The organism is Pseudoduganella plicata (assembly GCF_004421005.1).
Lineage (GTDB): Bacteria > Pseudomonadota > Gammaproteobacteria > Burkholderiales > Burkholderiaceae_D > Rugamonas > Rugamonas plicata.
The window spans coordinates 4,566,431-4,584,095 of sequence record NZ_CP038026.1 but is presented as its reverse complement, the minus strand read 5'-3'; the positions used below and the strand labels follow the sequence as shown (position 1 = coordinate 4,584,095).

Annotated in this window: 13 protein-coding genes; 7 read left to right on the top strand and 6 right to left on the bottom strand. The window is 63.8% G+C overall.

The genetic code is table 11. The features are described 5' to 3' along the window. Positions 1-186: 186 nt before the first annotated feature. A complete protein-coding gene (locus E1742_RS20250) occupies positions 187-882 on the top strand; it encodes a hypothetical protein (protein ID WP_229466136.1) in 696 nt (231 codons plus the stop codon). A gap of 57 nt (positions 883-939) precedes the next feature. Here E1742_RS20250 and E1742_RS20245 read toward each other — a convergent pair whose 3' ends face one another. From E1742_RS20245 to E1742_RS20230, 4 genes are all read right to left on the bottom strand, one after another. Then, on the bottom strand, positions 940-3,606 hold the full coding sequence (locus E1742_RS20245; RefSeq protein WP_134386947.1) for a DNA topoisomerase III: 2,667 nt from the start codon (positions 3,604-3,606) through the stop codon (positions 940-942). A 291-nt stretch (positions 3,607-3,897) separates the two neighbouring features. Continuing rightward, positions 3,898-4,362 carry a Smg family protein gene (locus E1742_RS20240; protein ID WP_134386946.1) on the bottom strand — a complete coding sequence of 155 codons (465 nt, stop codon included), beginning with the start codon at positions 4,360-4,362 and terminating at the stop codon, positions 3,898-3,900. 53 nt (positions 4,363-4,415) lie between these two features. Beyond that, positions 4,416-5,654, bottom strand: coding sequence for a DNA-processing protein DprA (dprA, locus tag E1742_RS20235; RefSeq protein WP_134386945.1), 1,239 nt, complete (start codon positions 5,652-5,654; stop codon positions 4,416-4,418). Positions 5,655-5,662: 8 nt separating this feature from the next. Beyond that, positions 5,663-6,757: a LysM peptidoglycan-binding domain-containing protein gene (locus tag E1742_RS20230; protein ID WP_134386944.1), complete on the bottom strand. Its 1,095-nt coding sequence runs from the start codon at positions 6,755-6,757 to the stop codon at positions 5,663-5,665. A 302-nt stretch (positions 6,758-7,059) separates the two neighbouring features. On the opposite strand from E1742_RS20230, the gene def reads away from it, so the two are divergent. From def to metH, 4 genes are all read left to right on the top strand, one after another. Further along, complete coding sequence (gene def, locus E1742_RS20225; protein ID WP_134386943.1) at positions 7,060-7,599, top strand: peptide deformylase; 540 nt, start codon at positions 7,060-7,062, stop codon at positions 7,597-7,599. A 14-nt stretch (positions 7,600-7,613) separates the two neighbouring features. Then, entirely contained in the window at positions 7,614-8,579 is a 966-nt protein-coding gene (fmt, locus tag E1742_RS20220) for a methionyl-tRNA formyltransferase (RefSeq protein ID WP_134386942.1), read from the top strand. A 278-nt stretch (positions 8,580-8,857) separates the two neighbouring features. Beyond that, positions 8,858-9,463 (top strand): PEP-CTERM sorting domain-containing protein, encoded by a 606-nt coding sequence (locus E1742_RS20215; protein WP_134386941.1) that lies wholly within the window; start codon positions 8,858-8,860, stop codon positions 9,461-9,463. Positions 9,464-9,707: 244 nt separating this feature from the next. Next, the gene (gene metH, locus E1742_RS20210) at positions 9,708-13,487 is read left to right on the top strand and encodes a methionine synthase (RefSeq protein ID WP_134386940.1); all 3,780 of its coding nucleotides are present in this window, start codon (positions 9,708-9,710) and stop codon (positions 13,485-13,487) included. A gap of 18 nt (positions 13,488-13,505) precedes the next feature. On the opposite strand, the gene E1742_RS20205 is transcribed toward metH, so the two are convergent. Continuing rightward, positions 13,506-14,462 (bottom strand): LysR family transcriptional regulator, encoded by a 957-nt coding sequence (locus E1742_RS20205; RefSeq protein ID WP_134386939.1) that lies wholly within the window; start codon positions 14,460-14,462, stop codon positions 13,506-13,508. 157 nt (positions 14,463-14,619) lie between these two features. Between E1742_RS20205 and gstA the strand changes: the two genes are divergently transcribed. Both gstA and E1742_RS20195 read left to right on the top strand, forming a co-directional pair. Continuing rightward, positions 14,620-15,219, top strand: a complete 600-nt coding sequence (gene gstA, locus E1742_RS20200) for a glutathione transferase GstA (protein WP_134386938.1) — start codon at positions 14,620-14,622, stop codon at positions 15,217-15,219. A 3-nt stretch (positions 15,220-15,222) separates the two neighbouring features. Then, positions 15,223-16,302, top strand: coding sequence for an NAD(P)H-dependent flavin oxidoreductase (locus tag E1742_RS20195; protein WP_134386937.1), 1,080 nt, complete (start codon positions 15,223-15,225; stop codon positions 16,300-16,302). A gap of 22 nt (positions 16,303-16,324) precedes the next feature. Here the strand turns inward: E1742_RS20195 and E1742_RS20190 are convergent, their stop codons facing one another. After that, complete coding sequence (locus E1742_RS20190) at positions 16,325-17,602, bottom strand: EAL and HDOD domain-containing protein (RefSeq protein WP_134386936.1); 1,278 nt, start codon at positions 17,600-17,602, stop codon at positions 16,325-16,327. Positions 17,603-17,665 lie beyond the last annotated feature (63 nt).

Genomic DNA, 17,665 nt, shown 5'->3' with positions numbered 1-17,665 from the left:
CAGAAATCTCAGCGACAAGATGCGAGTTGCTCAAAAGGGAGGCAAGTCTAGCATATTCTTGGTTTCCACTTGGAAATTTCTGGTTCCTGCGGCATCTTCGCATCGTCCAGCAACACGATGCAACCGTGCGATGCGCGCACAGTTTATGCCTTGCCTCTACGGCAGCAACGGCCTTACCATCGCGGCATGAGCACACGCCCTTTTTCTCCATTGCGCCGCGCGCTGCTGCTGGCCGCCATGCTGCCGTTTGTTCCCGTACACGCCGCCGGCGTGACCTACGGCACGCACGGCATGGCGCTGTTCGGTGGCCGCGAAGCGCTGTATGCATCGCACCTGCCGATGTTCCACGCGCCGCACGATTACCAGGTGATCCTGCGCGTGCGGCTGTCCGATGCCCGACTCGATGGCGAGCTGCGTCAGCGGCTGGACGGACACACGGCGCTGTGGACGATCGATCCGGAAAAGTTCGAGCTGGACCGGCTGGCACCCGCCGCGCCAGCGCCGCTGCGCGCCTTCCGTGCCACCGTTGTCCAGGGACACTTCGAACAGGGCGGCAAGCCGCAGTATAGGAACGTGGAAATCGTGGTGGACGAGGTGCTGCTGTTCCGCCGGCTCTCGCCGCAGACGCTGGAGAACGCCAGCGCGCGCTACCTGCAGGTCGGCGCGGGCCGCCTGCGCTTCCTCGTCAAGACGATCGACAGCCGCCCGGACTTTGACCATATCGTCGCCTATCGCGCCGCGCCGGGGGCGGATTCAGCCTCTGTCACGGTACCCAAGGTGGGGCTGAAGCAGCCTTCCGCGCGCGAGCTGGCCGCGGCGCTGGAGGTGCCGGCTGCGACCATCGGCGGCACGGTGTATTTCCATACCGACGACCTGCGCTGAAGCCGATGTAACGGCCGACAGCGAATAAAAACGGGACCCGCAGGTCCCGTTTTAGTTTTATTCCGTCGCGACAGCCTTCTTCACCGCCGCCTTTTTCGCGGGAGCCTTCCTGGCAGGCGCCTTCGCAGCGGCAGCTTTCTTGACAGCCGGCTTGGCGGCGGCGGTCTTCTTCGCCGCCGTCTTCTTCGCCGGCACCGCGGCTTCTTCACCCTCTGCCACAGGTTCGGCCGCGGCCTTCGGCTTGGCGCCCGGCTTTTCCTTGCGCGGTTCGAACTCGAAGCTGATCTTGCCGTCCTTGCCCCGCGTCAGGAATGCCTTGAACGGCCGGCGCGTGCGTTGCGAGACGAAGCCCGGCAGCAGATCCGTCTTGCCCTCGTTGAGCAGCTTGGCCATCTGCTCCGGCAGGATTTCCTGCTGCAGGATGATGCGGCCGCTGCGGAAGTCGCACGTCTTCGGTTTGGCGACGCTGTGCTCGCACACATACGCCAGACCCATTTCGTAGACGCCGCCATTGCACTTCGGGCACGGCCCCAGCGCGGTCTGGCCGGTGAAGTCGACGCCTTCGCCGTCCTCGCCCTCGTCGTTCTGGCCGAAGTCGAATTCGACCTTGTAGTTGTTGATGTCCTCGTCGCGCACGATGCGCAGGATGGCGGCGAACGGCCGGCCCATCTTCGAGCGGAAGCCCTGCAGCGGACCGATGGTGCGGTTCTTCAGCAGTTCTTCCACTTCGGCGATCTCGAACTGGCGGCTGCCAGGCGTCTTGCCCATCGAGAAGTCGCACTTCGTGCAGGCGAAGCGGCGGTAGTTTTCCTTGACGACGCCGGCGCAGTTCGGGCATGGCGTCTGCAGCGTCGCGTAGTCGCCGGGAATGGTGTCGTTGTCGTATTCCTTGGCGCGCTTGACGATAATCTGCGTCATCTGCGCGATCTCGCGCATGAACTCCTCACGCGAGATGCGGCCCTTCTCCATCTGCGACAGCTTGTATTCCCACTCGCCCGTCAGCTCCGGTGCCGTCAGTTCGTTGACGCCGAGGCCGCGCAGGAGCGTCATCAGCTGCGACGCCTTGGCGGTCGGGATCAGTTCGCGCCCTTCGCGGATCAGGTATTTCTCCGTCAGCAGGCCCTCGATGATGGCCGCGCGCGTGGCTGGCGTGCCGAGGCCCTTGCCGGCCATCGCGTCGCGCAGTTCGTCCGAGTCCACCAGCTTGCCGGCGCCTTCCATCGCGGAGAGCAGCGTCGCTTCCGTGTAGCGTGCGGGCGGCTTCGTCACCAGCCCATTGGCGTTGACCTGGTCCGTCAGCACCTTCTCGCCCTTCGCCACCGGCACCAGGTTGCCGCCGCCTTCCTTGTCGTCGGTGGTGTCCTTGCCGTACACGGCCAGCCAGCCCGGGTTCGTCATGACCTTGCCTTCGGTCTTGAACTGGTGGCCCGAGACTTCCGTATAGCGCGTGGTGACCTGGAATTCGGCCGCCGGGAAGAACACGGCCATGAAGCGGCGCGTGACGAGGTCGTACAGCTTCTGTTCGGGCTCGGACAGGCCTTTCGGCGCGATGCCGGTCGGGATGATCGCAAAGTGGTCCGATATCTTCGTGTTGTCGAAGATGCGCTTGTTCGGCTTGACCCAACCCTTGTCCAGGATCGTCTTGGCGAACTGGTGATAGTTCGGGTTCTGCTTGACCACTTCCAGCGTGGACTGCACGGTCGGCAGATAGTCTTCCGGCAGGTGACGCGAATCGGTACGCGGATACGTCAGCACCTTGTGCTTTTCGTACAGCGCCTGGGCCAGCCCCAGCGTGTTCTTGGCCGAGAAGCCGAAGCGGCCGTTGGCCTCGCGCTGCAGCGACGTCAGGTCGAACAGCGCGGGCGCCATCGACGTCGTCGGCTTCGATTCCTCGGTGACAATGCCCTGCTTGCCGCGGCAGGCCAGCGCGATCGAATCGGCGGCTGCCTTGCTCCACAGGCGCTCGGCGCGCTTTTCAGGGTCGTTCTCGTCCTTCTTGAAATTCGTGTCCAGCCAGCGGCCTTCGTACACGCCGGCGGCGCAGACGAATTCGGCGCGCACTTCCCAGTAGTCGCGCGGGACGAACTTCTTGATCTTGTCTTCGCGCTCCACCACGATCGACAGCGTCGGCGTCTGCACGCGGCCCACGGTCGTCAGGTAAAAGCCGCCCTCTTTCGAATTGAAGGCCGTCATGGCGCGGGTGCCGTTGATGCCGATCAGCCAGTCGGCCTCGGAACGGCAGCGCGCGGCGTCGGCCAGCGGCAGCATCTCTTCGTCCGAGCGCAGCCGCGCGAAACCTTCGCGGATCGCGTTCGGCGTCATCGACTGCAGCCACAGGCGCTTGACAGGCTGCTTCGCCTTCGCGTTCTGCGCGATCAGGCGGAAGATCAGCTCTCCTTCGCGGCCCGCGTCGCATGCGTTGATCAGCGCCGTGACGTCCTTGCGCTTGATCAGTTTATTCAGGACCTTGAGCCGGCTTTCCGTCTTGGCGATGGGGTTCAGCGCGAAGTACGGGGGAATCATCGGCAGGTGCGCGAAGCTCCACTTGCCGCGCTTGACGTCGTGCTCTTCCGGCACCGCGATTTCCAGCAGGTGGCCCACGGCGGAAGACAGCACGTATTCGTCGGATTCGAAGTACTCATCGTGCTTGGTGAAGCCGCCAAGCGACTTCGCGATATCGTTCGCGACAGAAGGCTTCTCGGCGATGATGAGGGTTTTGCTCATGGTTGTTGTTCTCGGTTGCTTTGCTAAAACGCTCTGACTCGGAGCAGGCGCATCATACATGGACATTGCGGAGTCGATGCGATGACGATGCATATTTTGCCGCCGGACGCCGACAATTTCAGCACCGCACGGCAAGCCTGTCGCCTTGCAAAAGGGCCAATCATAAGCGCGTTGCGTCAAACTTCGCAAGCTGCGGCAACGCCTGCGGCTGGCACCTGGCCACCGATTGATTCTCTAATGAAATAGTAACCGCACCATAGCGCACGCATGCGCCCTCGGGGAAGGCGCGGATCAGTGCAGCAGGCGGGGAGCCTGCTCTTCGTCGGAACCGAACAGGTCGTCGAACATCAGCGCGTCCGGCTCCTTGCCCTGGCTCCACAACAGCATCAGCACAATGATCTTCAGCTTGCCCAGGTTGACAGGCGACTCTTCCAGCGACAACGCCCGTTCGATGACGATCTCGCGCTGCAGCGGCGACAGCACGCGCGCGCTTTCCAGGAACGCGATGAAGCCGATGGCCGCCGCGCCCAGGACATCCTGTTCCGTTTCGACATAAATGCGCGTGCCGGTCGAGGCGGCGATAACGTCTTCATCGTCGCCTGCCATTTCTGTCAGGTCGTTCAGCCAGACCAGCGCCTCCGAGATCTCCACGTCGTCGAAACCGACGGCCGAAAGCTTCTTCGCCAACGCTGCCGGTTCCGGGCATGCGTCGGGCCTGTAATAGGTCTCGTAGAGATAAACTAGGATGTCGAACATGGCGCTACTCTATCAGCATCGCTCGGCGCGGCACAAGTCCCACACCATTGCGATCATCGTTTCAGTCGTTGAAAAGCCCCACCAGGCAGCCGTTCCACAACACCTGCGAGCTCCAATGCCAACAAACTTGCCTGAGTATCGGCGGCATCGAGTTGCAAGCGTGTTGCGAGGTCGTCGGCACTGACGGGATCGAACGACAGCGCCTCAAGCAAGGGCCGCGCGGCTTGCTGCAATGACGTCAGCATGGCGTCTTCGCAACTTGCGTTTCCGGTATTTACATCATGCGTGCCTGCACGGTCCATGGTTGCATGCATCATGCTTTCACGTACATCCAATGCGGCCAGGATATGGTCCGCCGTTTCCACCAGCTGCGCACCCTCGCGGATCAGCCGGTGACATCCTTTCGACAGCGTTGCATGGATCGAACCGGGAATTGCATACACGTCGCGTCCCTGCTCGTTGGCGCAGCGCGCGGTGATCAGCGAGCCCGATCGCTCGGCCGCTTCGACTACCAGCACGCCGCGCGCCATGCCGCTGATGGTGCGGTTGCGAATCGGGAAGTGCGCTGCACGCGCGGGCGTGCCGAGCGTGAACTCGCTGACGACGCAGCCGCCTTCCGCGATGCGCGCGGCCAGCACCGCATTCGCAGCCGGATAAACGATGTCGATGCCCGTGCCGATGACGGCAATCGTCGACCCCGCGCCGGACAGCGCACCCGCATGGGCCGCCGCATCGATGCCCAGCGCAAGGCCCGAGACGATCGTCACGCCGGCCTCGGCCAGGCTGCGCGCGAAGCGCTCCGCATTCAGGCGCCCTTGCGTGGTTGCATTGCGGCTGCCGACGACGCCGATCGCCGTACGCGTCAGCAAGGCCGCATTGCCCCGCGCATGCAACAGCAATGGCGGATCCGGTATATGGCGCAGCAGCGGCGGATAGCCGTCGTCGTTATACGTCAGCAGGTGGTGGCCGGGCTGGTTTGTCCAGCACAACGTGGCATCGATCAACGCACGCGCCCTGGCCGACAGCGGCGCGCGTAACGCGCCTGCCTGCGCCGCTGTCAGGGACGGCGTCTCATCGTCATTATTATCGTCGCTATTATTGTCTGCATTCTGTGACGACCGTGTGTCATGGCTGGCCGCCAGCACGGCCTGCGGCGTGCCGTGATATTGCAGCAGCCTTGCTGCGGCGAGGCGTCCGAGTCCGGGCGTACAGGTCAGGCGCAGCCACGCGGCAACGCTGTCGAAGTCGTGGCACCGGGGACGCTGGGCAGAGGGGGAGTCCGCGGCTTGCACGGCGTAGGTTACTCCGGAGTCCGGGCGACATCCCCGACAACCACCGGTTCCGTCACCTGCATGATCAGGCCATACGAGACGTGCCTGAACACGCGGAAGATAAACAGGCTGCCCACTTCTTCATCCGGCAGCTTGACCTGCGGGTTGCCCAGGTTGTGCCAGCCCTTGCTGGCGCCCGGGTCCTTCACCGTCTGGCCCTTATGGTACAACTGCAGAACGGCACCGATATCGAGTCCGTCAAGCTTGCCGCGATTGATGCTGACAACCTGGTTCTGCCCCGCATGCGTGACGCCGTTATAGATGGCCAGCACGCGCGCCGCAATTTTTCCTTCCGGCGGATGTGGCACGTAGTGCTGCATTGGCGTGGGCGGCATTTGCATCAGCTGGTCGCCCACACCCATTTCTTCTTTTGCGCTGGCGACCACGAAGGTATGGACGTCGCTGCCCGGCGCCGCTTCGCGCAGCAGTTTGAGCGTGCCGAGATAGAACGCTTCCGTTGCCACCACGGCTTTCGTCTCCGGATCGATCAGCGGCTTGCCAGGGCGGAAAACCTGGAACGACGTGCCGCCGTTCAGATTGCCGCGCACATAGGCCTTGTCGTCCTTGCCGATAAACACATGGTTTTCCGGCGTGGCGATAATGCGCGGCGCGTTCTTCAGTTCGTCGGCCTCGACGATCAGCGGCTGCGTCAGGAACGGTTCGATGGCGCCGGGCGGAATCGAGCGCACCGCATCCTTGCCCAGACCTTCCGTGCGCACGCGCGGCGACAGCCTGACCGTGCCCGGCACGTCCGTCGCCGGCGCAAGCTGGTTGGCCAGCCGGAGGCGCCCGGCGGCACGGTCGAAGTACACGATCTGGCCTGGATAGATCCAGTGGGGATTGGCGATCTCGGCGCGGTTCATGCCCCATACGCGCGGCCAGCACCACGGCTTGTCGAGGAACCTGGCGGAGATGTCCCACAGGGTGTCGCCCGGCGCGACCTGGTGCTGGTCTGGGGCGTCCGCGCGGAAGGTGCAGGCGGGCTGGGGTGCCTGTGCGGCGGCGACGCCAGAGAACAGGGTTGCCGCCAACAGGACGACGCCACCTGTGCTAAAATTTTTCATGAATATGTCCGTTACTGACGGAGGCACCTGGCAGACGCCGTCGATCCCTCAACAGACGCCCGCGCTACCTCGGCGGTGTCGCTTCGCGGTTCCCGGAAAGGCCGGGAAAGGTTGCCGCACTGAACTAAATTCTGCCCACTTTACCCTTAACTAGCAAGCGAAACCGCGCCGCGGCGTGCGTTGCTTCTGCTGGTCTCCGTTGCTTTTTTGCCGGGACCGCGGCGGCTCCGTCTTCCACCGGGTCCGGCTTGCGCTGTATTTGGCAACATCATTTCATCAGCATCACTATTAACCAGTTACCAATGTCCATACTGAACATCCTCCGCTATCCCGATCCCCGCCTGCACAAGGTCGCCAAGCCTGTCGAAGTCTTCGACGAGCGCATCGCCCGCCTTGTGGCCGACATGGCCGAGACCATGTACGACGCACCCGGCATCGGCCTGGCCGCCACCCAGGTGGATGTGCACGAGCAAGTGATCGTCATCGACATCAGCGAGACCAAGGATCAGCTGACGGTCTTCATCAACCCGGAGATCCTGTGGGCCAGCGACGAGAAGCAGGTCTACGACGAAGGCTGCCTGTCCGTGCCGGGTATTTATGACGACGTGGAACGTCCGGCCAAGGTAAAAGTTCGCGCGCAGGACGCCAGGGGCGAATTCTTCGAAGTGGACGCCGATGGCCTGCTGGCCGTGTGCATCCAGCATGAAATGGATCACCTGGCCGGCAAGGTGTTCGTCGAATACCTGTCCCCGCTCAAGCGTAACCGCATCAAGACCAAGCTGCAGAAGGAAGAGCGCGGCATGGAGCGCGAACGCCAGTTGCGCACCGCCGGCCGCCGTTGATCCCGGGCCAAGCCATGAAAGTCGTCTTTGCCGGTACGCCAGAATTTGCCGCCGTCGCGCTCCAGGCCATCCACGAGGCCGGATTCGACGTGCCGCTCGTGCTGACGCAGCCGGACCGTCCGGCCGGCCGTGGCCTGCATCTGCAGCCTTCGGCCGTCAAGCAATACGCACTGGCGCACGGCATGCCGGTCGCGCAGCCGCTGTCGCTGCGCATGGATGCGAAGGACCCGCAGCGGGCGCTGGAAGCGAAACAGGCGCACGAGCTGTTGCTGGCGACAGACTACGACGCAATGGTGGTCGCGGCGTACGGCCTGATCCTGCCGCGCAGCACCCTCGACATCAAGCCCTGTATCAATATCCACGGCTCCCTGCTGCCGCGCTGGCGCGGCGCCGCACCGATCCACCGCGCCATCGAAGCGGGCGATGCGGAAACGGGCGTCACGATCATGCAGATGGAAGAAGGCCTCGACACGGGCCCGATGCTGCTGATCGAGCGCACTCCGATCGGGCCGCATGACACCACCGCGGTGCTGCACGACCGCCTGGCGGCGATGGGCGCGCAGATGGTCGTCAAGGTGTTGCGCAAGATGGAGCACGGCATCGTCGAGGCGGTGCGCCAGCCGGAGCACGGCGTCACTTACGCCGCCAAGATCGCCAAGGAAGAAGCGGTGCTGGACTTCAGCCAGGCCGCACGCGAGATCGACCGCAAGATCCGCGCCTTCAATCCGTTTCCCGGCGCGCATGGCAGCGTTAACGGTACGGTCGTCAAGCTGTGGGGTGCGGAACTGCTGGGCGCCGGCAGCGAAGCCCCGGCCGGCCAGATACTGGCGGCCGATGCGCAGCACGGCATCGTGGTCGCGTGCGGCACCGGCGCCCTGCGCCTGACGGAACTGCAGAAACCCGGCGGCAAGCGCCTGCCTGCCGCCGAGTTCATCAAAGGCTTCCCTCTGGAAGGCTTGCGCTTCGATACCCCTGCCTGATTCCGCTGCAACTGCCTGTAATGCCGCTTTCAGCGCGCTCCGAGCGCACTGCAGGCGGCATTTATTTTTTGGAAATTAAGGTTCCGTTTGGAAATTATTATTTCTCAGCCGAAGATTTTGTCGGGATTCTTATTGGGAACTATTTTTCGCAAGGGTATTTCGGCCCTGCAACATAGGTTATATCGTTGTTTCCGCACACAGCCTTGCATTAAAGTGTTTTGCCTAACGGAATAAAGCTCTAAGATGACTACTCTTTCTTCCCTTCGCTGAGATGCATCATGTTCAAATCCGTTGCCTTTGCTGCCCTATTTGCCGCCACCTTCGCTACCAGCAGCGCTGCCAGCGCCGCGGCTGGGCCTATAACATGGACGTTTGCCTATACCGGTTTCTTTAACCAAGCGGCCGATGCATTCGTGAAGGATTATCGTCTCGCCGGTTCGTTTACGGGCATGGATGCGGATCGCGATGGCTTTGTTCGCCTGAACGAGATCACGTCGTTCACTCTGGGCAGTACAAACTATCTGACCTGCGGCGATACCGGCAATCCCTACTATACATGCGGCATGTCCAACTTCAGCTATCAAGTCGGGGGCAAGCTCGAATTCTATGCATCGACCGACGGGCGCGATCCGGAAGGCATGGCAGGCAGCGGTCATTACATCCATGCGGGCTTTGGCGAATACGATTATCGCTACAATCCATTCGAGTACACCGAATTGGGTAACGTATGGACCGAGCAAACCAGGTTCCAGATTGCCCCGATGATGAAGTCCGGCGCCGTCTCGCCCGTGCCGGAACCGGGCACCTGGGCGATGCTGGCAACCGGCCTGCTGCTGGTCGGCGCCACGGCATCGCGCCGCCGCGGCCAGCCTGCGGCGCGCTGACGCATCCGACGTCTCCGCCTGCCAGTCCGCCGCGACTGGCAGGCTCTTGCGCTCTCTTCTCTGCTGCACCTCATTTTCTGCTGCACCTCATACAGACGGCCTGCCCGTCGCCTCCGGGGACCTCCAATTCCCTGAAAATGCGCACGAAACCGTCGAAAAACGACGCTGGCGCAGCCCCATGGCCGAGTGGAATACGGCTTTGCCGTATAATCTTAAGCCCCTCCCCGTACGCCGACTGACATCCATGAACAAGCCCGCCACCCGCCCCGCCTCCCGGACCGAAGCCCAGCTGCGCGACATCCTGTCGCGCCGGATCATGTTCCTGGACGGCGCGATGGGCACGATCATCCAGCAGTACAAGCTCGACGAAGTGGCCTACCGCGGCGGTCCGCAGGGGCGCTTCATCGACTTTGCCGCGCCCGTTGGCAGCGGCGCGCGCGAGCTGTTCGTCAAAGGGAATAACGAACTGCTGACGCTGACGCAGCCGCACGTGATCCAGGAAATCCACGAGCGCTACCTGGCGGCCGGCGCCGACCTGATTGAAACGAACACCTTCGGCGCCACCAGCATCGCCCAGGACGATTACCACATGGGCCACCTGGCCTACGAAATGAACGTGCAGGCGGCCAAGCTGGCTCGCGCCTCCACCAGCAAGTACAGCACGCTTGAGAAGCCGCGCTTTGTCGCCGGCGCCCTGGGCCCGACACCGAAGACGGCATCGATCTCGCCGGACGTCAATGACCCGGCGGCCCGCAACGTCACCTTCGACCAGCTGGTCGCGGGCTATTACGAACAGGTGCGCGGGCTGATGGACGGCGGCGTCGACGTGCTGCTGGTCGAAACCATTTTCGACACACTGAACTGCAAGGCCGCGCTGTTCGCCATCGACCAGTATTTCGACGAGCATCCGGACATCGAGCGCCTGCCACTGATGATTTCAGGAACCGTCACCGACGCCTCCGGCCGCATCCTGTCCGGCCAGACGGTGCCCGCATTCTGGAACTCGGTGCGCCATGCCAAGCCGCTGACCATTGGCCTGAACTGCGCTCTGGGCGCGGCGCTGATGCGCCCGTACGCAGAGGAGCTGTCGCAGATCGCCGATACGTTCGTCTGTATCTACCCGAACGCGGGCCTGCCTAATCCGATGAGCGACACGGGCTTCGACGAACTGCCGGCCGACACCTCGGCCCTGCTGCGCGAATTCGCCGAGGCGGGCTTCATCAATATGGCCGGCGGCTGCTGCGGCACCACGCCCGACCACATTGGCGCGATTGCGGCGCTGCTGCAGGACGTCAAGCCGCGCGCCCTGCCGCACGTGCCGGTGGCGCAGCGCCTGTCCGGCCTGGAGCCGTTCACGATCGATGACGACTCGCTGTTCGTCAACGTGGGCGAGCGCACCAACGTGACGGGCTCGAAAGCCTTCGCGCGCATGATCCTGAACGAGCAGTACGACGAGGCGCTGTCGGTGGCCCGCCAGCAGGTCGAGAACGGCGCCCAGGTCATCGACATCAACATGGACGAGGCGATGCTGGACTCCCAGGCCGCGATGACGCGCTTCCTGAACCTGATCGCTTCCGAGCCGGACATCTCGCGCGTGCCGATCATGATCGACTCGTCGAAATGGTCCGTCATCGAAGCGGGCCTGAAATGCGTGCAGGGCAAGTCGATCGTCAACTCGATCTCGCTGAAGGAAGGCGAGGAAGAGTTCCTGCGTCAGGCGCGCCTGTGCCGCCGCTACGGCGCCGCCGTCATCGTCATGGCCTTCGACGAGCAGGGCCAGGCCGACACGTACGAGCGCAAGATCGAGATCTGCGCGCGCGCCTACAAGGTGCTGACCGAAACCGTGGGCTTCCCGGCAGAGGACATCATCTTCGACCCGAACATCTTCGCGATCGCCACCGGCATCGAGGAGCACAACAACTACGCGGTGGACTTCATCAACGCCACGCGCTGGATCAAGGACAACCTGCCGCACGCGAAGATTTCCGGCGGCGTGTCGAACGTGTCGTTCTCGTTCCGCGGCAACGACCCGGCGCGCGAGGCGATCCACACCGTGTTCCTGTACCACGCGATCAAGGCCGGCATGACGATGGGCATCGTCAACGCGGGCATGGTCGGCGTCTACGACGACCTGCCGGCGGAACTGCGCGAGCGCGTGGAGGACGTGGTGCTGAACCGCCGCGACGACGCGACGGAACGCATGATCGAGATCGCCGGCACACTGAAGGCCGGCGGCAAGACGGAAACGGCGAACCTCGAATGGCGCAAGGGCACCGTGCAGCAGCGCCTGTCGCATGCGCTGGTGCACGGCATCACGCAGTGGATCGTGGAAGACACGGAAGAAGCGCGCCAGGAGCTGCTGCACAACGGCGGTCGCCCCATCAACGTCATCGAAGGTCCGCTGATGGACGGCATGAACGTCGTCGGCGACCTGTTCGGCCAGGGCAAGATGTTCCTGCCGCAGGTGGTCAAGTCGGCCCGCGTGATGAAGCAGGCCGTCGCCCACCTGATTCCGTATATCGAGGAAGAAAAGGCCGAAGAGGAACGCCGCACGGGCATCGTCGCCAAACCGAAGGGCAAGATCGTCATCGCCACGGTGAAGGGCGACGTGCACGACATCGGCAAGAACATCGTCTCCGTGGTCCTGCAGTGTAATAACTTCGAAGTGGTGAACATGGGCGTGATGGTGCCTGCCTCGGAGATCCTGGCGCGTGCCAAGCTGGAAAACGCCGACATCATCGGCCTGTCCGGCCTGATCACGCCGTCGCTGGAAGAGATGGCGCACGTGGCGAAAGAGATGCAGCGCGACCCGCATTTCCGCATGCTGAAGATTCCGCTGCTGATCGGCGGCGCCACGACGAGCCGTGCCCACACGGCCGTGAAGATCGCCCACAACTATGAAGGGCCTGTGGTCTACGTGCCCGATGCGTCGCGCTCCGTCTCGGTCGCGCAGTCGCTGCTGACGCCGGAAGCGCGCGACAGGTACATCGAAGAAGTGGAGCACGACTACGCCCGCATCCGCGAGCAGCACGCCAACAAGAAGGCGCTGCCGACGGTCACGCTGGCGGCCGCGCGCGCCAACAAGGCGAAACTGGAGTTCGCGCCCGTCAAACCGAAGTTCATCGGCCGTCGCCTGTTCCGCAACGTGGACCTGGCGCTGCTGGCGCAGTACATCGACTGGGGCCCGTTCTTCCAGACGTGGGATCTGGCCGGCCCCTACCCCGCCATCCTGACGGATGAAGTGGTGGGCGAAGCGGCCACCAAGGTGTTCGAGGAAGGCCAGGCACTGCTGAAGCGCCTGATCGAGGGCCGCTGGCTGACGGCCAACGGCGCCGTCGCGCTGCTGCCCGCCAACAGTGTGGGCGACGACGACATCGAGGTCTACACGGACGACACGCGCACCGAAGTGGCCTTCACGTACTATGGCCTGCGCCAGCAGGGCGTGAAACCCGTCATCGACGGCGTGCAGCGCCCGAACCAGTGCCTGGCCGACTTCATCGCGCCGAAGGATTCGGGCATCAAGGACTATATCGGCATGTTTGCCGTGACGGCCGGCCTGGGCATCGAGAAATACGAAAAGCGCTTTGAAGACGCGCACGACGACTACTCGTCGATCATGCTGAAATCCCTGGCGGACCGTCTGGCCGAAGCGTTTGCCGAGTATTTGCACGAAAGGGTGCGCAAGGACCTGTGGGGCTATGCCGCCGACGAAACGCTGTCGAACGAAGCGCTCATCAAAGAAGAATACCGCGGCATCCGGCCTGCACCGGGCTACCCCGCCTGCCCCGAGCACACCGTCAAGGCGGACCTGTTCCGCGTATTGAACGCCGAGGAAATCGGCATGGAACTGACGGAGTCGTTCGCGATGTTCCCGGGCGCCGCAGTCGCAGGCTTCTACTTCGCCCATCCGCAGTCGAAATACTTCACGGTCGGGAAGATCAACGAGGACCAGCTGAACGACATGGCCACCCGGCGGGGCGTGGCGAAGGCGCAGCTGGAAAGCTGGCTGGCGCCAAACCTCTGATCCGCTGGGGACAGGCACCTATTTCAGGGTCGAAGACCCTGAACCAGGTGCCTGTCCCCGACCTTCCTGGCGCAACGCCTCTACCAGAAAATCCACAAACGCCCGCACTTTCGGCGCCAGGTGCCGCCCGTGCGGATACAGCACTGAGAACGGCCGCGAACAGCCACCATGCGCGGCCAGCACTTCGACCAGTGCGTTGTTGCGTAACTCCGCCTCGAGCGTGAACCGGTAGGCCTGGAACAGGCCGGCGCCGCTGCGCGCCAATGTCACCCCGGCCAGGACGTCTTCGTACAGGCAGTAGTTGCCGGTCGGCGCCACCTCCACTACTTTGCCGTCTTCGCGCAGCAGCCATGGAATCGGCCGGCCGGTACTTGGCAACACGAAGTTGATGCAGTCGTGCTGCGCCAGCGACGCCACTGAATCGGGAAGGCCGTTACGCGCGAGATAGCCGGGCGCGGCCACGACAACGAGCTCGGCGTCCTCCAGCTTGCGGGCGACGAAGCTGGAGTCGGCAGGCGCGCGCGCGCGGATGGCGAGGTCATACCCTTCGTCGACAAAGTCGATATTGCGGTTGCTGATGTGCAGATCGACCCTGACCTCGGGATACCGCGCCCGAAATGCCGGGAGCAGCGGCAGTACCCGGTGGTGGCCGTACGTCGTCGGCACGCTGATCCGCAGTACGCCGGATGGCCGGTCCTGCAGGCCAGCGATCGCCCGCTCCGCATCGATCAGCTGCCCCAGCGCCTGGCGGCATTGCTCGAAATAGCGGCGCCCGTCTTCCGTCAGGCTGATCTGCCGCGTGGTGCGCACGAACAGCCGCGCGCCCAGCCGTGCTTCCAGCCGCGAAACGGAGCGGCTCACGGCGGCGGGCGTTACGCCGACGGCACTGGCGGCGGCGGTAAAACTCCGGTATTCGGCAGCGGCGCAGAACAGCTCGATGCTGCCGACCAGGACATCCTCGAAATGTCGTCTCATGTTTCTGTGGATTGATTACATGGTGTATCGGATAAATCTCACGGCTGGGCATTTATCTTCGACAAATGCGTGCGTAGACTACCCCATATTGTGAATCGCACAATCGGCCACATTCGATACCGTCCGGTATCGGCGGCACGAACCAACGGAGAACACGATGAAACTGTATTTCGCGCCTGGCGCCTGCTCGCTCGCGCCGCATATCCTGCTGAAAGAAACCGGCCTGCCGCACACGCTCGTGAAAGTCAACACAGGCAAGCACCAGACGCAGGACGGAACAGACTTCTACACCATCAATCCGAAAGGATACGTGCCGGTCCTGGAACTCGATGACGGCCAGCGCCTGACCGAGGGACCCGTCATCGCGCAATACATCGCGGACCACAGCGGCCGCGAAGACCTGATGCCGGCCGCCGGAACGATTGCCCGCTACCGCGTGATGGAGTGGCAGGGCTACATCACCTCCGAGCTGCACAAGTCGTTCAGTCCCTTGTTCAATCCCGCGCTGGACGCGGCGGCCAAGGCGGTTTTCGTCGCCCTGCTGCGCAAGAAATTCGGCTGGGTCTCGCAGCAGCTGCAAGACAAGGCGAGCCTGACGGGCGACGGCTTCACGGCGGCCGATGCCTACCTGTTTACCGTCGCCGGCTGGGGCAAGCACGTCGGCCTCGACCTGTCCGACCTCGAACCCTTGCAGGCTTACCTCGAGCGCATAGCGTCACGCCCGGCCGTGCAGGCAGCGCTGGCGGCGGAGACCTGAGCCATGTGGAAAGATACTGAAGTGACGCGCCGCCTCGGCCTGGCGGCGCCCATCGTCCAGGGACCGTTCGGCGGCGGCATTTCATCGGTCGAACTGGTCGTGGCCGTCAGCGAAAGCGGGGGCCTTGGTTCGTTCGGCGTCCATCACCTCGGCGCTGCGGGCATTCGCGATGTCGCCGGGCGCATTCGTGCGCGCACGTCGCGCCCGTTCGCACTGAATTTATGGATACCGCTGGACGATGCCGACGACCCGCGCATCGATGACGCGCAATTTGCCCGCAATGCGGCGTTGTTGCAGCCGTACTTCACGGAGCTGGGGCTGGCAATGCCGCCGCGTCCGGAACGGTTCGCCCCGCGATACGCGGAGCAGATCGAGGCGGTGCTGGCAGCGCGTCCCGCGGTGTTCAGCTTTGTCTTCGGCATTGCGTCGCCTGAGGTGCTGGCGCGCTGCCGCGAGCTGGGCATCGTCACACTCGGCGCGGCAACGACCGTGGACGAGGCCATCGCCCTGGAGAAGGCTGGGGTGGATATGGTCGTGGCAACCGGCTCCGAAGCTGGCGGGCACCGTGTCTCGTTCCTGCGCGGCGCCGACGAGTCGCTGTCGGGCACCTTCTCGCTCGTTCCGCAGGTGGCCGATGCCGTGCGCATCCCCGTGATCGCCGCCGGTGGCATCGCGGACGCGCGCGGTATCGCGGCCGCACTGACGCTGGGCGCACACGCGGTACAGATCGGCACCGCGTTTCTCGCATGCGAAGAGTCGAACGCCAATCCGGCTCATCGCGGCCTGCTGTTCAGCCCTGACGCCCGCCACACGGGTCTGACGCGGGTCTTCAGCGGCAGGCTGGCACGTGGGATCGAGAACCGGCTGATGCGCGAGTTGCAGCCGCACGCCGATCGGCTGCCGGGGTATCCGGTGCAGAACTGGTTCATGGGAGCGTTGAAAAAAGCGGCCGCCGAGCAGGAGCGCGGCGACCTGATGTCACTGTGGTGCGGCCAGTCCGCAGCGCTGCTCCGGCACCGCGATGCGCGCTCGCTGATGACCGCGCTGGTGAACGAAACGTCGGCGCTGCTCGATAAGGGGTGAAGGCAGTGGAGGCGCCGCGCGATCAGACCGCGTAGCGCACCACGCTGTCGCTCCACTCGAACGCGGCCATCTCCAGTTCGACCAGCTCGTGGGTCGACATGGCGAGATCGGCCAGGGCGGGGATGATCACTTCCTCGCCATCCATCCGTTCGATCGATTCGGCCAGTTTCAGCAGGTCGCCGAAGAAGCCGGCCCGGTACAGCAGCGCATCCGATACTTCCTCGCTGACGGGAATCTGCGTCAGGATCTCCGCCATCTGGATGCCGAACAGCGTGTCCATCAACGACATGATGCCGACGGTGAAGGCGATATCGGCCACGTGGCGGTGCGCCGGCCGCAGCTTTTGCGCCATCAGTTCCAGCAGACGGCCACGTGTCGTTGCCAGCAGCAGCAGCGGTGTCATGCTCGTTGCGCGCTTGCCCGGCTCGGCGTACAGCATGATCTGCAGCCAGCGCTGCAACTGGCGCCGGCCCAGCATCGTCACGGCCTGGCTCAGCGAATCGATGCGCTGGCGCGCGCCCACGGCCGGCGTGTTGACGAGGCGGATCAGGTTCAGTGCGAGCGACACGTCGCGCTTGATGGCACGTTCGATGTCCGGATTGTCGGCATCCGACGTCACGAGCTTCATCAGCTCCAGCAGCGCCACCTGCGACGGCGTCAGCTTCTTGCCGCTCATGATGACGGGACGGGCGAAATAGAATCCCTGGAACAGGTCGAAGCCCAGGTCCAGGCAGTCCTGAAACTCCTGGCGCGTCTCGACCTTTTCCGCGATCAGCTTCTTGGCGTCGCGTTTCAGGCGCGGCACCGTGCGCGCCAGCGTGTCCGCCGAGGTCGTGCGCATGCTCATCTTGACGTATTCGATCATCGGCAGCATGGCCTGCATCTGCGCCGTTTCGCCGCGCACGTCCACCAGGGCAAAACGGAAGCCGTGGCTGGCCAGGTCCGACATGCGCGCCAGCACGGGCGGCGTCGCCTGCATCGTCTCGACAATCTCCAGCACCGTCTTCTCGCGCGGCAGGAAGCCGAAGATATCGCTCAGGATTGCATCGGCATCGACGTTGACGAACGCCAGCGACTCGCCGATGACCCGCTCCAGGCCCAGCTGCGAGGCATGCGCGATGACGGCGGCGGTGGCCGACAGGGCCGAAGTATCGATCTGCGCCGGTCCGACGGGTGCGTTGCGGAACAGCAGTTCGTAACCGACCAGCGCCTGGTTGCGGTCCAGGATCGGCTGGCGTCCCAGATAGAACTCGCGGACGCGCAGATTGCGGGAAGAGTCGGAACTGGAAAGATCAATCATGGCGTGCGTCCTGGTTATCCTGCCATTTTGACATCAATCGACGGAAAACGGTGAGTTTCCCTG

What these genes read in the sequence shown, in the direction of transcription:
- E1742_RS20250 (WP_229466136.1), top strand. Translation starts at nt 187, where the DNA reads ATGAGCACACGCCCTTTTTCTCCATTGCGCCGCGCGCTGCTGCTGGCC.
- E1742_RS20245 (WP_134386947.1), bottom strand. Translation starts at nt 3,606, where the DNA reads ATGAGCAAAACCCTCATCATCGCCGAGAAGCCTTCTGTCGCGAACGAT.
- E1742_RS20240 (WP_134386946.1), bottom strand. Translation starts at nt 4,362, where the DNA reads ATGTTCGACATCCTAGTTTATCTCTACGAGACCTATTACAGGCCCGAC.
- E1742_RS20230 (WP_134386944.1), bottom strand. Translation starts at nt 6,757, where the DNA reads ATGAAAAATTTTAGCACAGGTGGCGTCGTCCTGTTGGCGGCAACCCTG.
- def (WP_134386943.1), top strand. Translation starts at nt 7,060, where the DNA reads ATGTCCATACTGAACATCCTCCGCTATCCCGATCCCCGCCTGCACAAG.
- fmt (WP_134386942.1), top strand. Translation starts at nt 7,614, where the DNA reads ATGAAAGTCGTCTTTGCCGGTACGCCAGAATTTGCCGCCGTCGCGCTC.
- E1742_RS20215 (WP_134386941.1), top strand. Translation starts at nt 8,858, where the DNA reads ATGTTCAAATCCGTTGCCTTTGCTGCCCTATTTGCCGCCACCTTCGCT.
- metH (WP_134386940.1), top strand. Translation starts at nt 9,708, where the DNA reads ATGAACAAGCCCGCCACCCGCCCCGCCTCCCGGACCGAAGCCCAGCTG.
- E1742_RS20205 (WP_134386939.1), bottom strand. Translation starts at nt 14,462, where the DNA reads ATGAGACGACATTTCGAGGATGTCCTGGTCGGCAGCATCGAGCTGTTC.
- gstA (WP_134386938.1), top strand. Translation starts at nt 14,620, where the DNA reads ATGAAACTGTATTTCGCGCCTGGCGCCTGCTCGCTCGCGCCGCATATC.
- E1742_RS20195 (WP_134386937.1), top strand. Translation starts at nt 15,223, where the DNA reads ATGTGGAAAGATACTGAAGTGACGCGCCGCCTCGGCCTGGCGGCGCCC.
- E1742_RS20190 (WP_134386936.1), bottom strand. Translation starts at nt 17,602, where the DNA reads ATGATTGATCTTTCCAGTTCCGACTCTTCCCGCAATCTGCGCGTCCGC.